The 14,255-nt window shown below is 61.9% G+C and carries 13 protein-coding genes; 6 read left to right on the plus strand and 7 right to left on the minus strand.

Translation table 11 applies throughout. The features are described 5' to 3' along the window. Window positions 1-51: 51 nt before the first annotated feature. Window positions 52-591: a metallophosphoesterase family protein gene (locus KBB96_RS08640; RefSeq protein ID WP_211634289.1), complete on the minus strand. Its 540-nt coding sequence runs from the start codon at window positions 589-591 to the stop codon at window positions 52-54. A gap of 102 nt (window positions 592-693) precedes the next feature. On the opposite strand from KBB96_RS08640, the gene KBB96_RS08645 reads away from it, so the two are divergent. The 5 genes from KBB96_RS08645 to pdxA all read left to right on the plus strand — a co-directional run bounded on the left by KBB96_RS08645 (window position 694) and on the right by pdxA (window position 4,819). Further along, a complete protein-coding gene (locus tag KBB96_RS08645; RefSeq protein WP_211634290.1) occupies window positions 694-1,434 on the plus strand; it encodes an SDR family oxidoreductase in 741 nt (246 codons plus the stop codon). A 72-nt stretch (window positions 1,435-1,506) separates the two neighbouring features. Beyond that, entirely contained in the window at window positions 1,507-2,457 is a 951-nt protein-coding gene (locus KBB96_RS08650; RefSeq protein ID WP_211634291.1) for an alpha/beta hydrolase, read from the plus strand. A 112-nt stretch (window positions 2,458-2,569) separates the two neighbouring features. Then, window positions 2,570-3,571, plus strand: a complete 1,002-nt coding sequence (locus KBB96_RS08655; protein WP_211634292.1) for a SurA N-terminal domain-containing protein — start codon at window positions 2,570-2,572, stop codon at window positions 3,569-3,571. A gap of 13 nt (window positions 3,572-3,584) precedes the next feature. Then, entirely contained in the window at window positions 3,585-3,941 is a 357-nt protein-coding gene (locus KBB96_RS08660; RefSeq protein WP_211634293.1) for a VOC family protein, read from the plus strand. 14 nt (window positions 3,942-3,955) lie between these two features. Continuing rightward, window positions 3,956-4,819 carry a 4-hydroxythreonine-4-phosphate dehydrogenase PdxA gene (gene pdxA, locus KBB96_RS08665; RefSeq protein ID WP_211634294.1) on the plus strand — a complete coding sequence of 288 codons (864 nt, stop codon included), beginning with the start codon at window positions 3,956-3,958 and terminating at the stop codon, window positions 4,817-4,819. A gap of 22 nt (window positions 4,820-4,841) precedes the next feature. On the opposite strand, the gene KBB96_RS08670 is transcribed toward pdxA, so the two are convergent. The 6 genes from KBB96_RS08670 to KBB96_RS08695 all read right to left on the minus strand — a co-directional run bounded on the left by KBB96_RS08670 (window position 4,842) and on the right by KBB96_RS08695 (window position 13,200). Then, window positions 4,842-6,182: a hypothetical protein gene (locus tag KBB96_RS08670; protein WP_211634295.1), complete on the minus strand. Its 1,341-nt coding sequence runs from the start codon at window positions 6,180-6,182 to the stop codon at window positions 4,842-4,844. 47 nt (window positions 6,183-6,229) lie between these two features. Continuing rightward, complete coding sequence (locus tag KBB96_RS08675; protein ID WP_211634296.1) at window positions 6,230-7,507, minus strand: hypothetical protein; 1,278 nt, start codon at window positions 7,505-7,507, stop codon at window positions 6,230-6,232. 102 nt (window positions 7,508-7,609) lie between these two features. Next, a complete protein-coding gene (locus tag KBB96_RS08680; RefSeq protein WP_226373703.1) occupies window positions 7,610-9,094 on the minus strand; it encodes an RHS repeat-associated core domain-containing protein in 1,485 nt (494 codons plus the stop codon). Window positions 9,095-9,255: 161 nt separating this feature from the next. Continuing rightward, entirely contained in the window at window positions 9,256-10,530 is a 1,275-nt protein-coding gene (locus KBB96_RS08685) for a hypothetical protein (protein ID WP_211634298.1), read from the minus strand. Between the two features lie 86 nt (window positions 10,531-10,616). Beyond that, window positions 10,617-11,990, minus strand: a complete 1,374-nt coding sequence (locus KBB96_RS08690; RefSeq protein ID WP_211634299.1) for an RHS repeat-associated core domain-containing protein — start codon at window positions 11,988-11,990, stop codon at window positions 10,617-10,619. A gap of 397 nt (window positions 11,991-12,387) precedes the next feature. Further along, window positions 12,388-13,200, minus strand: a complete 813-nt coding sequence (locus KBB96_RS08695; protein ID WP_211634300.1) for a hypothetical protein — start codon at window positions 13,198-13,200, stop codon at window positions 12,388-12,390. A 171-nt stretch (window positions 13,201-13,371) separates the two neighbouring features. On the opposite strand from KBB96_RS08695, the gene KBB96_RS08700 reads away from it, so the two are divergent. Next, window positions 13,372-14,226, plus strand: a complete 855-nt coding sequence (locus KBB96_RS08700; RefSeq protein WP_211634301.1) for an alpha/beta hydrolase — start codon at window positions 13,372-13,374, stop codon at window positions 14,224-14,226. Window positions 14,227-14,255 lie beyond the last annotated feature (29 nt).

Genomic DNA, 14,255 nt, shown 5'->3' on the forward strand with positions numbered 1-14,255 from the left:
CCCACGGGAAAACTGGAGCTTCCCCCTACATCCTGAAAGCGGAGCTTTCGGCTACAATGTCAAAAACCGGTGCCCGTATACCCCGATCACCGTCGTCCCGTCCACCACGCTTTCCGCATTCACATGCTGATGCCCGTGCAGCAGTAGCCGGGGCCCGTTCAGCTTCATATAGCGGTTGAACGCGCGGAACCCGAAATGCACGTCATCATCATCCCGGTCATGCACGCCTGCCGGTGAATTGTGCCCCACGAACACATCCACCTTCGGAAAATCGATCAGCGCCAGTTCCACCTCCGATTGATCGAAGAGATGATACCCGCGCGGCTTGTATCTCCACGCGCCACGGAATCCGCCGAAAGTCACTCCATCCACCTCCACCACCTTCAGATGCAGATCCTCGATGGAAGGAGGAAACACGCTCGCGGTGTCATGGTTCCCTTTCACGCAAAGAATCCGCCGCGCCCCACAACGCTCCGCCGCCTTCAGGATCACCGTATCGGACAAATCCCCGCAGGACACCAGCACATCCGCGGGTTCCCCCGGCAGGTCGTTCAGGACACATTCATCATCGGCAATCACCAGCACCACCATACGGATGATTGGATCGCAACCCAACGTCCCGCGCCAGCATCGTCTTATCGTACGTAGTTCCTTGTCACTTGACCCGCACACCATCCCACACCAACTGATCCCATGACCTCCACCAAATCCGCCATCGTCACCGGCTCCTCCCGCGGCATCGGAGCCGCCATCGCGAAACGTCTCGCTACGGACGGTTTCGCCATCGTCGTGAACTACGCCGGACGCGCCGCGGATGCGGACGAGGTCGTGAAGGAAATCACCGATGCCGGTGGAACTGCCATCGCCGTGCAGGCGGACGTTTCCTCGCCGGACGATGTCGCCACCCTCTTCACGAAAGCGGAGGAAGCCTTCGGTGGCGTGGACGTGGTGGTGAACAACGCGGGCGTGATCCAGCCCGGCCTCGTGCCCGTCATCGCAACCGATGACACGCTCTTCGACCGCATGCTGGCGATCAATCTCAAGGGCACCTTCAACGTCCTGCGCACCGCTGGCACGAAACTGCGCGATGGTGGCCGCATCGTGAACTTCTCCACCAGCGTGGTCGGCCTCACCCTGCCCGGCTACGCCACCTACGCCGCCACCAAGGCCGCGGTGGAAACCATGACCACCATCTTCGCGAAGGAACTGCGCGGACGTCACATCACGGTGAACGCCGTAGCGCCCGGCCCCACCGCCACCGACCTGTTCTTCACCGGCAAGACCGAGGAACAAATCGCCCACCTCGCGAAGATGCCGCCGCTCGAGCGTCTCGGAAAACCGGAGGACATCGCGGGCGTCGTCTCCTTCCTCTGCGGTCCCGATGGCGGCTGGGTCAATGGCCAGACCATCCGCAGCAACGGTGGCATCGTGTGATTGTCCGTGGAATCGGATTGCCATCCGCGCCTCCCCCCTGCTTCTGTCAGGACAACGCCTTGCCCTGTCTCCATGAAGCGCCTCCTGCTCATCTTCCCCTTCATCGGCCTGTCTCTCGCCGGGACCGAGATCGAATTGAAAACGCCCACCGGCGTGCTCAAGGGCACGCTGGAGCAACCGGCCCAGGAGGAAAAATCCCTCGTGGTCCTCATTCATCCCGGCTCCGGCCCGACCGACCGCGATGGCAATTCCATCGGCCTGCCCGGAAACAATGACAGCCTGAAGATGCTCGCCGAGGGCCTCGCCGCCCGCGGCATCGCCTCCGTGCGGATCGACAAGCGCGGCATCGCCGCAAGCAAGGCCGCCGGGCCGAAGAAGGAGGACGACCTGCTCTTCGACACCTACGTCGATGACGCCGTCTCCTGGATCGGCTACCTGCAGGGTGAGATGGGATTCAAAAAAGTCGCGCTGCTCGGTCACAGCGAGGGTGCGCTCATCACTTTGATCGCCGCCGGGAAAAAACCGGTGGCGGGGTATGTCTCCCTCTCCGGCACCGCGAAACGTGCCTCTCCCCTGCTGCGGGAACAGTTGAAGACCAAACTCCCGCCCAATCTCCTCACCGAATCCACCGTCATCCTCCAGCAACTCGATCAGGGCCAGAAGGTGGCGAAGGTGTCTCCGGAGTTGAACGTTCTCTTCCGCCCCAGCGTCCAGCCCTACCTCATTTCCTGGATCAAATACACCCCCACCGAGGAAATCGCGAAACTCACCGCGCCCGCGTTGATCGTACAAGGCACCACGGACATCCAGGTGAGCCCGGCCGATGCGGACGCCTTGCATGAGGCCCAGCCGGAGTCCAAGGAGGTGAAAATCGAGGGTATGAACCACGTCCTGAAGGCGGTCGGCACCGATCTGAAGGAGCAGGTTTCCTCCTATTCGAACCCGAAACTGCCGCTGCATCCCGGATTGCTGGGGCCGGTTGCGGAATTTCTGCAAGGAATCCAAGGCAAGCCGGAGCCCTGACTCCGCTGTCAGGCCGGACCGGTTTCCCCGCTTGCAATCGCCTCCCGGGAACAGGAGACTGCGCGGCGTCGGCGGACCGTTCCGGAACCCCTGACGCCCCCTGCGAAACTCCATGAAGCTCCGTTCTTTCTTCGCCCTGCTGCTTGCTGCCTCCGCCGCCCTCGGCGAACCGGTCCCGGTCGGCGGCCCCATCGAAGTCAATGGCATCGCCGCGAAGGTGAACGGCCGGGTGATCACCAAGAGCAAGGTTTCCGTGATGCTGGCACCTGCCTATGCCCAGCTCGCCGCCCAGTTCCCGCGCCGCGGCCCGGAGTTTGAAAAGCGCCTCAAGGAAGCGCGGGACAAGGTTCTCGACCAGCTCATCGACAACGAGATCATCCTGGATGAGTTCAAGGTGATGGGAGCCTCGCTCAAGACGCAGTATATCGATGACGACATCGCCAAGCTGGTCCGCGAGAAGTACAACGGCAAAAAAGAACTCTTCAACGAGGACCTGCGCAAGAACCGCCTGACCATGGACGGCTTCCGCGAGATCACCCGCGAGCGCCTCACCGTGCAGGCGATGCGCGCCCAGCACTTCTCCGAAGCTCCGCCGCCACTCCCGAACGAGATCCAGAAGGAGTACAACGAGCTCAAGGCGTCATTCCGTGACGTGACGAAGGATGTCATCACCTTCCAGATGATCTTCATCCCGATGGCGGACCCGGAGCATCCGGAATCCACCCCGGACACCCAGCTCAACATCGCGGAAGATGTCATGAGCAAGGTGCAGGCCGGCCAGGACTTCGCGGAGCTGGCCAAGACCTACTCGAAGGACGCCTTCGCCGCCACCGGTGGCACCCGTGAGAACGTCCCGCGCACCGACCTGTCCCCGGCCTTCTCCGCCATCCTGTTCGAAATCGAACCGGGCAAGGCGACCGGGCCGCTCCAGGACCCGCAGGGCTTCTCCATCGTAAAGGTCATCAAGAAGGAACTCGGACCGTCCGAGCCGCTTTCCAATCCGAAGGTTCGCGACCTCATCGAGGAAGCCGTCCGCCGCAAGAAGACCGAAGGCGAGTACAAGCGCTGGATCGAATCCAAGCGCAAGCGCGCCATCATCGATCGCAAGATCTGATCCCTACCCAGGCATGCACCTCGGGCATCTCGACATCTGTCTTTCGGTCAAGGATCTGGCTCGCTCGCTGGAGTTTTACGATGCCCTTGGATTCATCCCCGTGGATGGAAGCACGGATCTTGGCTACGTGATCGTGGCCAGGGATGAGACGCGGATCGGCCTCTACCGTCATGACGAGCCGAACATGCTGAACTTCCGCGGAGCGGATATCGCAAAGCTCGCCGCCCATCTGGCCTCGCGCGGCCTGCCCGTCCCCACCCCGAATCATGAGGCGGATGGTTCCTCCGGCTTCGCGCTCCGGGACCCGGATGGCAATCTCGTCTATTTCGACACCCTGCCGGGCCACGATCCCGCACCGGTGGAGTCCTGATCACACGCCATTCCATGGCCCGCATCGCGATCACGCTCGGAGATCCTGCTGGCATCGGCCCGGAGGTCACGCGCAAGGCCCTCGCCTCCGGAGCCCTGCCGGATGGACATGAATTCATCCTGGTGGGCGATGCATCCGCCGGAGTCCCCGGCCACCCCGATCGCGCTTCCGCCACCGCCGCCTACGCCGCTCTACAGGAGGCTGCGGCCATGCTGAATGACGGACGTGCGGACGCCGTCGTCACCGCACCGGCTTCAAAGAGCCAGCTTCAGAGCGTGGGCTTCACTTTTCCTGGCCAGACCGAGTTCTTCGCGGACGCTCAGGGTGTGAGCGACTATGGCATGTGCCTCAGCGGGGATACGCTCACCGTCGCGCTCGCCACCATTCACGTCCCGCTCGCGGAGGTCCCATCCCTGCTCACGATTGGCGGGCTCATCCGCACCGGGAAGCTGCTGGCCGGTTTCCTCAGCCGCAAGGGCAACGCCACCCCACGCATCGCCGTGGCGGGCCTCAATCCCCATGCGGGAGAAGGCGGGGCTTTCGGTGACGAGGAAATCCGGATCATCACCCCAGCCATCGAGGGGCTCAACTCATTGGGCATCGGCACCTTCCACGGCCCCGGCGTCCCGGATGCGATCTTCCGCGATGCCGCCCGCGGCCAATACGATGGCGTGCTGGCGATGTATCACGACCAAGGCTTGATCCCGCTGAAGCTGCTCGATTTCGACACCGCCGTGAATGTCACCCTCGGCCTGCCAAAACCGCGCACCAGCCCGGACCATGGAACCGCCTTCGGCATCGCCGGAAAGGATATCGCCGATCCTTCCTCCATGATCCGTGCCATCCGCCTTGCCTGCGAAATGGTCGCCCAAGGCTGACCCCGTCGCAGCCCGCTCCGACTCAATGCCGCTTGCCGTTGATCGGAGCGTAGTCCGCCGCCATCAGCGATTGCAGCCGCTTCATCTCGGCTTCCCTCGCCGCAGGAGTGGACAGGGCATCCGCCCATGGGAAAACCCCGGCCGGATCTCCCGAGGCTTCCCGCCTTAGCAGCACCAGGATTCCATGATCGCGTGCCGGTCCTTCCGGCAGGGAGTCCAGCCAGGTGGAAGCATCCCGGGGAGACGCTTTCAGCCAATTCTGCATCACCTCCGCCACCATCGCCCCTTGGGCGGAGCTCTGGGAGGCCTCCACCCACCGCGCCGCTGCCGCAGGATCGCGTGCCGACCACTCCCCGGCCAATTTCGGTCCCAGTGGAACAAGAGCCGGGGCGCCCGCCTTGTCGAGATACGCCGCCGCTGCCGCCGGATTCACATCCGACCACGCCGCAATCGCGGATTCCCGGGCCTTCAAACCGGAGGGTCCCGGCACCGTGGCGGCCCATGCAAGGGCTGCCGCCGGATCACCGGTCCGCACCTGGTTCGCTGCCACCAGTTGCGCCAGCATGGCGTAGCGGGGCTCTCCCGCCGTTCCGGACAAAAATGCCGCGGCACCGGCCGCGTCCTTCGCCGCCCACATGTCCGCCACGGTCGCCATCGCCGCAGCCGCCTCAGCCGGATCCTTCACCCCTCTCGCATATTCGACCGCCGCCGTCAGATCCGTCCCGGCCCATGCCTGCATCATCCGGTTGAATGCCGCCTCCCGTGGTTGCCCGACCGGCATGCCATCCACGAAGGCCAATGCGTCACCGGGCGAGGACTCAACCAAGGCAGCCAGCGCCGCCCCGATCACCTGCCCGCGATCCGCCCCCTTGAAAGTTTGATCCGCCCACAGCAGCGCCTTCCGCGAATCCGGCCAATATCCCACCAGCACCTCCCCCACCGCCGCCATGTCCGCCCTACCCAGAGTGGACGCCTCCAACTCGCGGGCCACGAATTCCGGGCGCTCTTCCGCCAGCGCGAGCAGCAGTGTCTTGATCGCCTGCTCCCGCTCACCGGCAGGCAGCGCCTTTGCCAGGTCGAGAGCCTCCGCAGGCTGTTTTTCTGCCAATTCCGCAATCCGCGGCGGGAGCGAGGAAAGCGATGCACCCCCATGTTCGTGCTCATGCGCATGGGCATGCCCATGGTGTCGGGTGGGAGCCGCAGGCTTCCCATGACCCGCATCCGCCAGCGGAACAGCCTTGGGATGGGATTGGTCTCCGGACTTATCCTGCGAATCCTTGCACGAAACCAATCCGAGGATCACCAGCGTCATGCCACTCATCAGAGCGCCCGCCTTGATCCGCAGGCCATGACCGGACTCCATTTTGCCAGCAGAAGAAGAAAAGAATGCATCCATGACTCTTATGATGATCATTCGTCGGACTCACTCTTAGGAGGAAAATATCTGGAGTCCTCCGTCGCCTTTCCCACGAGTTGCGGCTGCACAAGCGCCCGCCGGTTCGCAGGGGTGGAGGCGAGAGAGTTCAACAAAGCCATGCTCTGCCTCCTGGCCGGTCCCTCCGGCAACGAAGCCGCCCAAGCGGCCGCATCGTCCAATGACACCGAGGACCAACGGTAGGCCACCTGAACCGCAAGGGCCGCCTGCTCCTCCGAACTACCCTGCTTCGCCACCCAGGCACCTGCGGCCGAAGGATCCACTCCGGCCCACGCACCAGCCAGGATTGGCGCGAGGACCTGACGCTCCTTCTGATTCGCCGCATCCACATACGCCGCAGCCGCACCGACATCGGAATCCACCCATGAGATGACAGCCGAACGCTGCGCGCGCTCCCCAGCCACCCCCTCCAATCCAGCCGCCCATGAGAGCGTCCCGGCAGGATCCGCTTTCATCCGCTTCATGGCCACAAGGTGGGCCAGATTGACGGCACTTGGATTATCCGGAGAGTCCTGCAGAAAGCTGATCGCCGAGGGAAGATCCTTCTCCACCCACAATGGAGCCAAGGAAGCAATCGCGGTGTTCAGATCCTTGGGATCCTTTGAGCTCTTCACCCACTCCAAGGCAGCCGGAAAATCCGCTGCCGCCCACGAACTCAACATGGCGGAAAAAGCCTGCCGACGGCCCTGCCCCGGTGGAATTTTCTCGAAATAAGCCACCGCCGCCGAAGGTGATGCGGCCGCCAGTCCGGCCAGCGCCAAAGAAACAGCCCGTTCTTTCAAGGACCCTTGCAGGGACTGATCCGCCCACTGCAACGCCGCAGCCGGATTCTTCCAGTTCGACATCAGGAAATCCACCACCTGGGTCATCCCCGTTTGGCTGAGTCCTGATCCCGGCAACTCACGGGCGGCCAGCTCCGGATCGCCCTGAATGATCGTGAGGAGCACCTGCTTGACCGCCTCTTCCCGGGCTTCGCCGGTCAACGCCTTCGCCTTTCCCAATGCCTGGAGAGAATCGGATTCCGCCAGCTTCGACAACCTGTTGGCATCCTTGCTGGCCTGGGTTTCCAAAACTTCCGATGGGTGGGAATCATGGGAATGCTTGTCACCGGAGGATCTCGTATTGCGGTTGCGGAGCGCGGCAGAGGTCGCCTCCAGTCCTCCAAGCTTATGTTCCCGGAGAAGAATCCATGCAATTCCAAGAGCCACAAGACATGCGGCGGCTCCACATATCCTCAGATGCAGAGGTTTCATTTCGCAGGCACTTCAAGTTCCAACACAATCCATCATTCCGTCCCGTGGATAAAGGATTCCGGCCGAAGCCGACCTCCCCCACGGGACGGAAGTGAGTCCTAATCAATGCTCACAGTTTCCGTCAGTATAGGTGAAATTGAGCGTAATGGCAGCCATATGATTGTTGGCAGCAGTACCCCAGTTCGCATTCACCGATCTCCAGACGTCGACTCCGTTTTCGGTCGTTTGCTGACTGACCGCACCGGCGTGATTGATCAACCGATTCGGCCACTCGGCAGCCCTTTTTGCTTCTGCAGCCGCCTTGGCGGCCGCGAAATCGGCGTTGCCAGCGGCAAGAGCTTCCGCACTGGTCGCAAACTCATTGCCTTCATACGACGCACTCCACGTTTCGAGCTTGCCGTAGGTTTTGGTGAGCAACGTTTCGAAAATAGTCCGGTGCCACGTTTCATGAGTGGTCGATCCGGAAACGGAAGTCGCGTCCCGGAGATAGCCGAGATAGGTCGTCCCCGCCGTTGGCAGAGACATGGTCGACCCCGCTTCATAGGCAAACGCCTGGTCCACCACCGGCTGGTAGCAGATGCCGCCATCTCCCTCCTTCGCAATCTCCCGGACTTTGATGGTGCCGGCCGTCGTCTCGGTCGGCCCGCTGTAGCTGGTGGAAGCTCCGCCCGCAGCGGCCGTGTTCGCGGGATTATTGAACGTAACGAGACCGAGCGGATCGACTCTCGAAAGCGGGTCGCTGTTGACGTAGGAAAAATTGTTCAACCCATCCGGATACCCCGAGGGGTCGGCTCCAATCCATCTCGCGGTATCAGCGGAGTACCACCGGTAGGGGAAGAGATACGCGCCAAGCTCCTGCATGTAGATTTTCCCGGTGAAGCGGCCGGCCTCCTGCCCCTTCCCGTAGGCAGTCGCCTCGAAATCCTGTGTTCCGGATACCAGTGTATTGCCCAAATAATCCGAAATCGCCACTCCGCCGTCGGAAACAAGGATCGGCACAGCCCCGGTGACATGGGCCTCATTGGCAAATGCCCGGTCCCCCTCTGCAACGAGGCAGATCCCGTCCCAGACATAAGAAGACACCTCGCCATTCCGGGCTTTCCCCACCAGTTGACCTGCCGCGTTATACAGGAATTCGGTTGTGGTTCCATCCGTGGCAACGCCCACCACCTTGTCTCCATAACCGTATTGGAGTTGGCGGCTGGTTCCAGCGGTTGCCTCATGCTCCGACACCAGGCGTCCCGCCTGGTCATAGGTAAAGCGGTTCCCACCACTCGCCAGAAGGCGGTTCGTGGAATCGTAGGCCAGATGCGTGACCTCTCCTCCGATGGATTTTTCCACAAGATTGCCGGAAGCGTCGTAGCGATAGTTTTCGCTTCCGGTGGTAGCGGCCCAGGACAGGCCGGCTGGAATCATGAAGCCTGCGGCGAGAACCGCCCGTCCGAAACGATTGCCATGGTCGATTTTCATTTCTTTTTCTTCAGGGAGTTGGGTGCCCGCATGATCGGGAACAAGGAATATCCCGCCCGGATGCAAAACACCATGAGTTACAAAAATCACCCAATCACAACCAACACACCCTAACATCGTCAATGAAATTCCAACCTATTTCATATGTCCCATTTTGCTCCCACACGAGCCAACACATCATCGCGGCCCTCCACGATTGGAGGTATGTTTCGGGAAACAGATTCCACTAACGGCTTCGGGACCGCCCCCGCCCTTGCAAGGGGAAATCCGCGCTCGCGCTACTCATCAACCGCCTCCGTCTTGGTGAAAAAGCTGGCATCGGCCGCGGCCCGTGCGGCGATTTCCGGGCATACGTGGAAGCGGCGCTCCGCGGGGGCATTGGCGAGCTTGGAAAGCAATGCGCATGCCTGTTGTCTGGCAGGACCATCCGGCAGCGAGGACGCCCAGCTCCAGGAGTCTTCGGCGGAAACCGAGGACCAGCGATAGGCCACCTCCATGGCCATGGCGGCCTGCACATCCGGCGACCCCTGCTTGCCCACCCACGCCCCTGCTGCCGCAGGATCGAGTGAAGCCCAGGCGCCCGCCAGAATAGGCGCCAGTTGGGTGCGGTCCTTGTCTCCCGCCGCATCGACATAGGCCGCTGCCGCTTTGGCATCGGCATCCGCCCACGCGATCACAGCCGAGCGCCTCGCCCTGTCCGCAGCCTCTCCTTGAAGATCGGATGCCCACTTCAACATCCCGGCGGGATCTTTCTTCGCCTCCTCCACCGCGACGAGGTGGGCCAGATACACGGATTTATCATCTCCGGCCGATTGCGCCAGATAGTCCTTGGCCGAGGCCAGGTCATTCTTCACCCACGCCGGTGCCACATCGATCATCGCCCCGGCAAAAGCACCCGGCTCACCGGACGTTCTCGCATACTCCATCGCTGCGGCAGGATCGACGGCGGCCCAGGTGGCGATGATGCTTCCCACGGCCTGCTTGCGGTCCGCTCCCGGTGGGATGTTCTTGAGAAAATCGATGGCGGCGGAAGGCGACGTCTTGGCGAGGCGGGCCAGCGAGGTCGAGATCGCCGACGAACGCAACTGCCCCGTCAACTCCTTGTCCGCCCATTCCAGCGCCCTCGCCGGATCCGGCCAACCGATCATCAGCGCATCCAGAACATGGCCCTGCCCCGTGATGCTCAGTCCCGAAGCCTTGAATTCCCGGGCCGCAAATTCCGGATCGGTCAAGGCGGCCGTGGTGAGGACGAACTTCACCCCGCTCTCGCGCTCCTGTCCTTGGAGGGCCTTGGCCTTCGCCAGCGCGGCGGCAGGCCCTGACTCCCTCAATACCCTTTCGAGTTCGCTTTCCCCACCCGCAGGAGCCTGGTTGTTGGCCGTATTCATTTTCTCCGGGCCCCGGCTTCTTCCCGATTCATGCTTTCCCGGGCCGGCCGGAGATGAGACGCCCCCGGTTTCCCCGGGCCGATCACGGCCGAGGATCACATACGTGGCGATCGCCCCGCCCACCATGAGGAGCGCGATGGGGATCAACTGGCTGCGGAAGTTCATCGGCTCTATGGATCTTATCCGGCAAAGGCGGCGGAAGATCCACTCCCGCCGCCTTCTCTCATACCATACGATTCAAATCCAAAGCTTCAATACTCGCAGTTGCCGGCGGTCTTGGTGAACGTCACCGTGATCTGCCCGAGCAGGGTATCAAGAGGCTGGCCCCAGTCCGGATTTTGTTCGCGAAAGAGCTTAACCCCTCCAATGGTGGTTTCATAGTAGCCCGACGCTGGATTTGCACCTTCGTGGCTTCCACTCCTGCCCGTGTTTGCAGCATACTTGGTGTCCGTGGCAGTCTTGGCCGCTGCAAAATCCGCGGTGCCTGCAGTCATGGCCTCTCCAGCCGTCGCGAATTCATTCCCGGCATAAGACGCACTCCAGGTTTCCAACGCACCATAGGTCTTGTCGCCCAACGTCTTCCGATGGGTCTTATGCCAGGTTTCATGGGTCAAAACGTCGGCTCGAAATGTGGCATCGGTGGTGTAGCCGGCGGCGTTGGAGTACCCCAATGTTGGGATTTTGATATGACCTCCGCCCTTGAATTCAAAGGCTTTGTCCACCACCGGCTGATAGCAGTAGTGGTTGTTCCCCTTGTCGATCGTGTTCACTTTCACCGTTCCTGCCACCTTCGTGGTGATGGCCTTGGGGCTGAAGACACCCAATCCGGCATAATCCGAGGTCGGGTCCCAGACATACTCGACCAATCCCGTGGGATCAGCCCGCGTGATGGGATCACCATTGACGTAGGAATAATTGTTGGTGCCATCCGGATATCCACTCGGGTCCGTGGTCGCCCAACGGCCGGAATCCGCCGTGTAGAGACGGCATGGAAAGAGATATCCGCCCATTTCATCGACATGGATCTTTCCGGTAAAGCGGCCGCTCTCCTGGCCTTCACCAAAAGCGGTGCTTTCAAACTGGTGGTCCGCCGAGAGCAAGGTCGTGCCCATGTGATCGGAGACGACCACCTCGCCGCCCCCCTGGATCACCGGCACGCCGCCGGTGAAGTGCTCCTCATTGGCAAAAACCCGGCCGTTTTCCTCCGCAAGCGCGAGGCCGTCCCAAGCATAGGACGCACCCGTGCCACCGGAAATCTTGCCGACCATCTGGCCTGCCGCGTTGTAAAGGAAGTCGGTCTTGACCCCATCGTTGGTCACGCCAAGCACCTTGTCCGCATAGCCGTAGGACCATTCCCGGGACTCTCCGGCTGCCTCATGCTCCGACACCAGCCGGTTGGATGAATCATAGCTGAAGGTGCGCGGACCATTCTCCAGAAGGCGGTTCGTGGAATCATAGGCCAGGTGCGTGACCTGCCCTCCGATGGATTTTTCCACAAGATTGCCGGAAGCGTCATAGCGATAGTTTTCGCTTCCGGTGGTAGCGGCCCAGGACAGGCCGGCTGGAATCATGAAACCGGCGGCAAGAACCGCCCGTCCGAAACGATTGCCATGGTCGATTTTCATTTCTTTTTCTTCAGGGAGTTGGGCGGCCATATGACCGGAAGCAGGAACATCCCGCCCGGATATAAACCACCTTAAGCTACAAAAATCACCCGATCACAACCGACACACCCTAACAACGTCAATGAAATTCCAATCTATTTCATATGTCCTATTTTGCTCCCGCACCTCACAACACATCACTCCAACATCTCATGAAATGCCATGAAATCGGACATGCCGCGCACCGGACCGAATGGCTTCACAACCGCACCGGCTCCGACCGTGCGCCGGCATGGGATCTCAATTATCGCATGCCGTCCGGAAGGACGGGCCCGGACGAGCTGAAGAAATAAACGGATTGCGGCACACACCCGCAAATCATCATCCGGTCAAGATCAGCCGGGTGATGTCTGCATTGCTATCTTCCCATCAGCTTGTTCACCGCGGCCGCATCCACCTGGAAGTAGCCCGTGTCCGCCGCCTTCGGCACGCCGTTCTCCGGCACCTGGTATTCGAAGGCTTTGATCGGCTTCACATCCTGCACCTCGGACAACAGATACACGCGGATCGTCATCGCCTCCTTGCCGGTGCCGCCATCCAGTTTCTTGACGGAATACTGCACCTCGTTCGGCCCGTCGACCGCCCCGCCGATCACCACTTCCGCCTCCTTGGCATTGGCAAACTTGTGGCGGCTGATCTTGTTGACCTGCACCTGCACCTCCCGACCCGGGCAGAATACATACACCTTCGCGATGTACTTCGCCGCAGGAGCCTGGGCCGCCACCGGCGGCACCACACCGGACGGCTGGGCATCCGGAGTCTCTTCCAGATAGCGCAGGTTGCCCGCGGCCAGCTCACCGCGCACCGCCGGAAGCGCGGCGAGGTTGATATAGTCCGCCCGGTCGTATTTCCAGCCGGTGTTTTCCTGGATGAACGAGAGCACCAGCAGGTTCTCCGTGGGCACCGCACCCTCCATGCCGAAGTCGATCTTGCCGAAGTAGGACAACTTCGCCGTCTGGCCCTTCTGCTTCGCCTCCAGAAACTTCAGACCCTTCAAGGCCGGCGGCGGTGCGGGCAGTTCAAAGACTCCCGCCGGATACGCCCGCTTCTCGGAAACCAGGCGGTTGCGGACTTCCATCTGGCGGGATTTCGCGGTCACGGCCTGCCAACTGGTCACATCCTTCCTCACCACGGCCTGCTGCCACTGGCCGTAGGTGGTCTCGAGCGGCACGCGAAGTGCTTCCGCCCCGGGGGCGGCCATTACGTTGTGGGGGCAAAGAGAAGCCACCAGGGCGAAAAGAGGGAAAATCAGTCGGCTCACACACGAAACGATTGGACAAAGTCCGCCGCTGGACAACAAAGAATCCCGCGCCGCCACCTCCGGGACGGCGGCGATTTCCTCATGAGCAGTATTTTGCAGAAAGTGGCACCGATCGGCGAAGCCCGCGATCGGGAGATGTTGAAAAGCGCCTCCGCACACGTGTACCGCGACACCCCGCAGGGTGAGTTGACTGCCTATGTCTTTTCCCCGCCCGAGGGGCTGGAGACGCCGCGCTCGCGGCCGGTGATCCTTTTCTTCCATGGCGGCCTCTGGGAATCGCCCACGGTGACACAGTTCATCCCCCATTGCCTCCACTTCGCCAGCCGCGGTGCCGTGACCATCGCGGTGGAAACCCGCACCTCCTCCAAACACGCCACCAGCCCCGTCGAGGCCATGGAGGATGCCCGCGAGGCCGTACGCTGGGTCCGCCGGAATGCCAGCCTGCTCACCATCGATCCGGACCAAGTCACCCTCAGCGGCACCGCCGGTGGCGCCTGGCTCGCCCTGCTCTGCACGCTGCCGAAGGACAAGGAAATGCCTTCCCCGGATGGCGTGAGCTGCCGTCCGCAGGCGGTGGCCCTTTTCAGCGCGCTGCTCAATACCGCTCCGAAGTCTGCCGCCGCCGCGAAGTTCCCGGACAGCCGTACCGCGAAACGTCTCAGCCCGATGGCCCTCGTGCGCCGCAAGCTGCCGCCGATGATTCTCTTCCACGGCAAGAACGACCGCATCACCCCCATTGACGAGGCCCGTAAGTTCTCCCGCCGCCTCTACTGGCGCGGCGTGAAGTGCGAGCTGGTGGATTACGACCGCGCCGAGCACAGCTTCTTCAACTTCAACGTGAGCGAGATGTACTTCGAGCTCACCACCAGCGCCATGGACCGCTTCCTCACCGAACGCGGCCTGCTCCAACCGCCGCCCGAGCCGGTGGTGGTGTGAGCCGATGTAGTCGGAAGCTCCGCTTTCGA

This window comes from Luteolibacter ambystomatis, assembly GCF_018137965.1.
In the GTDB taxonomy this organism is placed as follows: Bacteria; Verrucomicrobiota; Verrucomicrobiia; order Verrucomicrobiales; family Akkermansiaceae; genus Luteolibacter; species Luteolibacter ambystomatis.

Coding starts and splice junctions, on each gene's coding strand:
- KBB96_RS08640 (WP_211634289.1), bottom strand. CDS start 591: ATGGTGGTGCTGGTGATTGCCGATGATGAATGTGTCCTGAACGACCTG.
- KBB96_RS08645 (WP_211634290.1), top strand. CDS start 694: ATGACCTCCACCAAATCCGCCATCGTCACCGGCTCCTCCCGCGGCATC.
- KBB96_RS08650 (WP_211634291.1), top strand. CDS start 1,507: ATGAAGCGCCTCCTGCTCATCTTCCCCTTCATCGGCCTGTCTCTCGCC.
- KBB96_RS08655 (WP_211634292.1), top strand. CDS start 2,570: ATGAAGCTCCGTTCTTTCTTCGCCCTGCTGCTTGCTGCCTCCGCCGCC.
- KBB96_RS08660 (WP_211634293.1), top strand. CDS start 3,585: ATGCACCTCGGGCATCTCGACATCTGTCTTTCGGTCAAGGATCTGGCT.
- pdxA (WP_211634294.1), top strand. CDS start 3,956: ATGGCCCGCATCGCGATCACGCTCGGAGATCCTGCTGGCATCGGCCCG.
- KBB96_RS08670 (WP_211634295.1), bottom strand. CDS start 6,182: ATGGAGTCCGGTCATGGCCTGCGGATCAAGGCGGGCGCTCTGATGAGT.
- KBB96_RS08675 (WP_211634296.1), bottom strand. CDS start 7,507: ATGAAACCTCTGCATCTGAGGATATGTGGAGCCGCCGCATGTCTTGTG.
- KBB96_RS08680 (WP_226373703.1), bottom strand. CDS start 9,094: ATGTTAGGGTGTGTTGGTTGTGATTGGGTGATTTTTGTAACTCATGGT.
- KBB96_RS08685 (WP_211634298.1), bottom strand. CDS start 10,530: ATGAACTTCCGCAGCCAGTTGATCCCCATCGCGCTCCTCATGGTGGGC.
- KBB96_RS08690 (WP_211634299.1), bottom strand. CDS start 11,990: ATGAAAATCGACCATGGCAATCGTTTCGGACGGGCGGTTCTTGCCGCC.
- KBB96_RS08700 (WP_211634301.1), top strand. CDS start 13,372: ATGAGCAGTATTTTGCAGAAAGTGGCACCGATCGGCGAAGCCCGCGAT.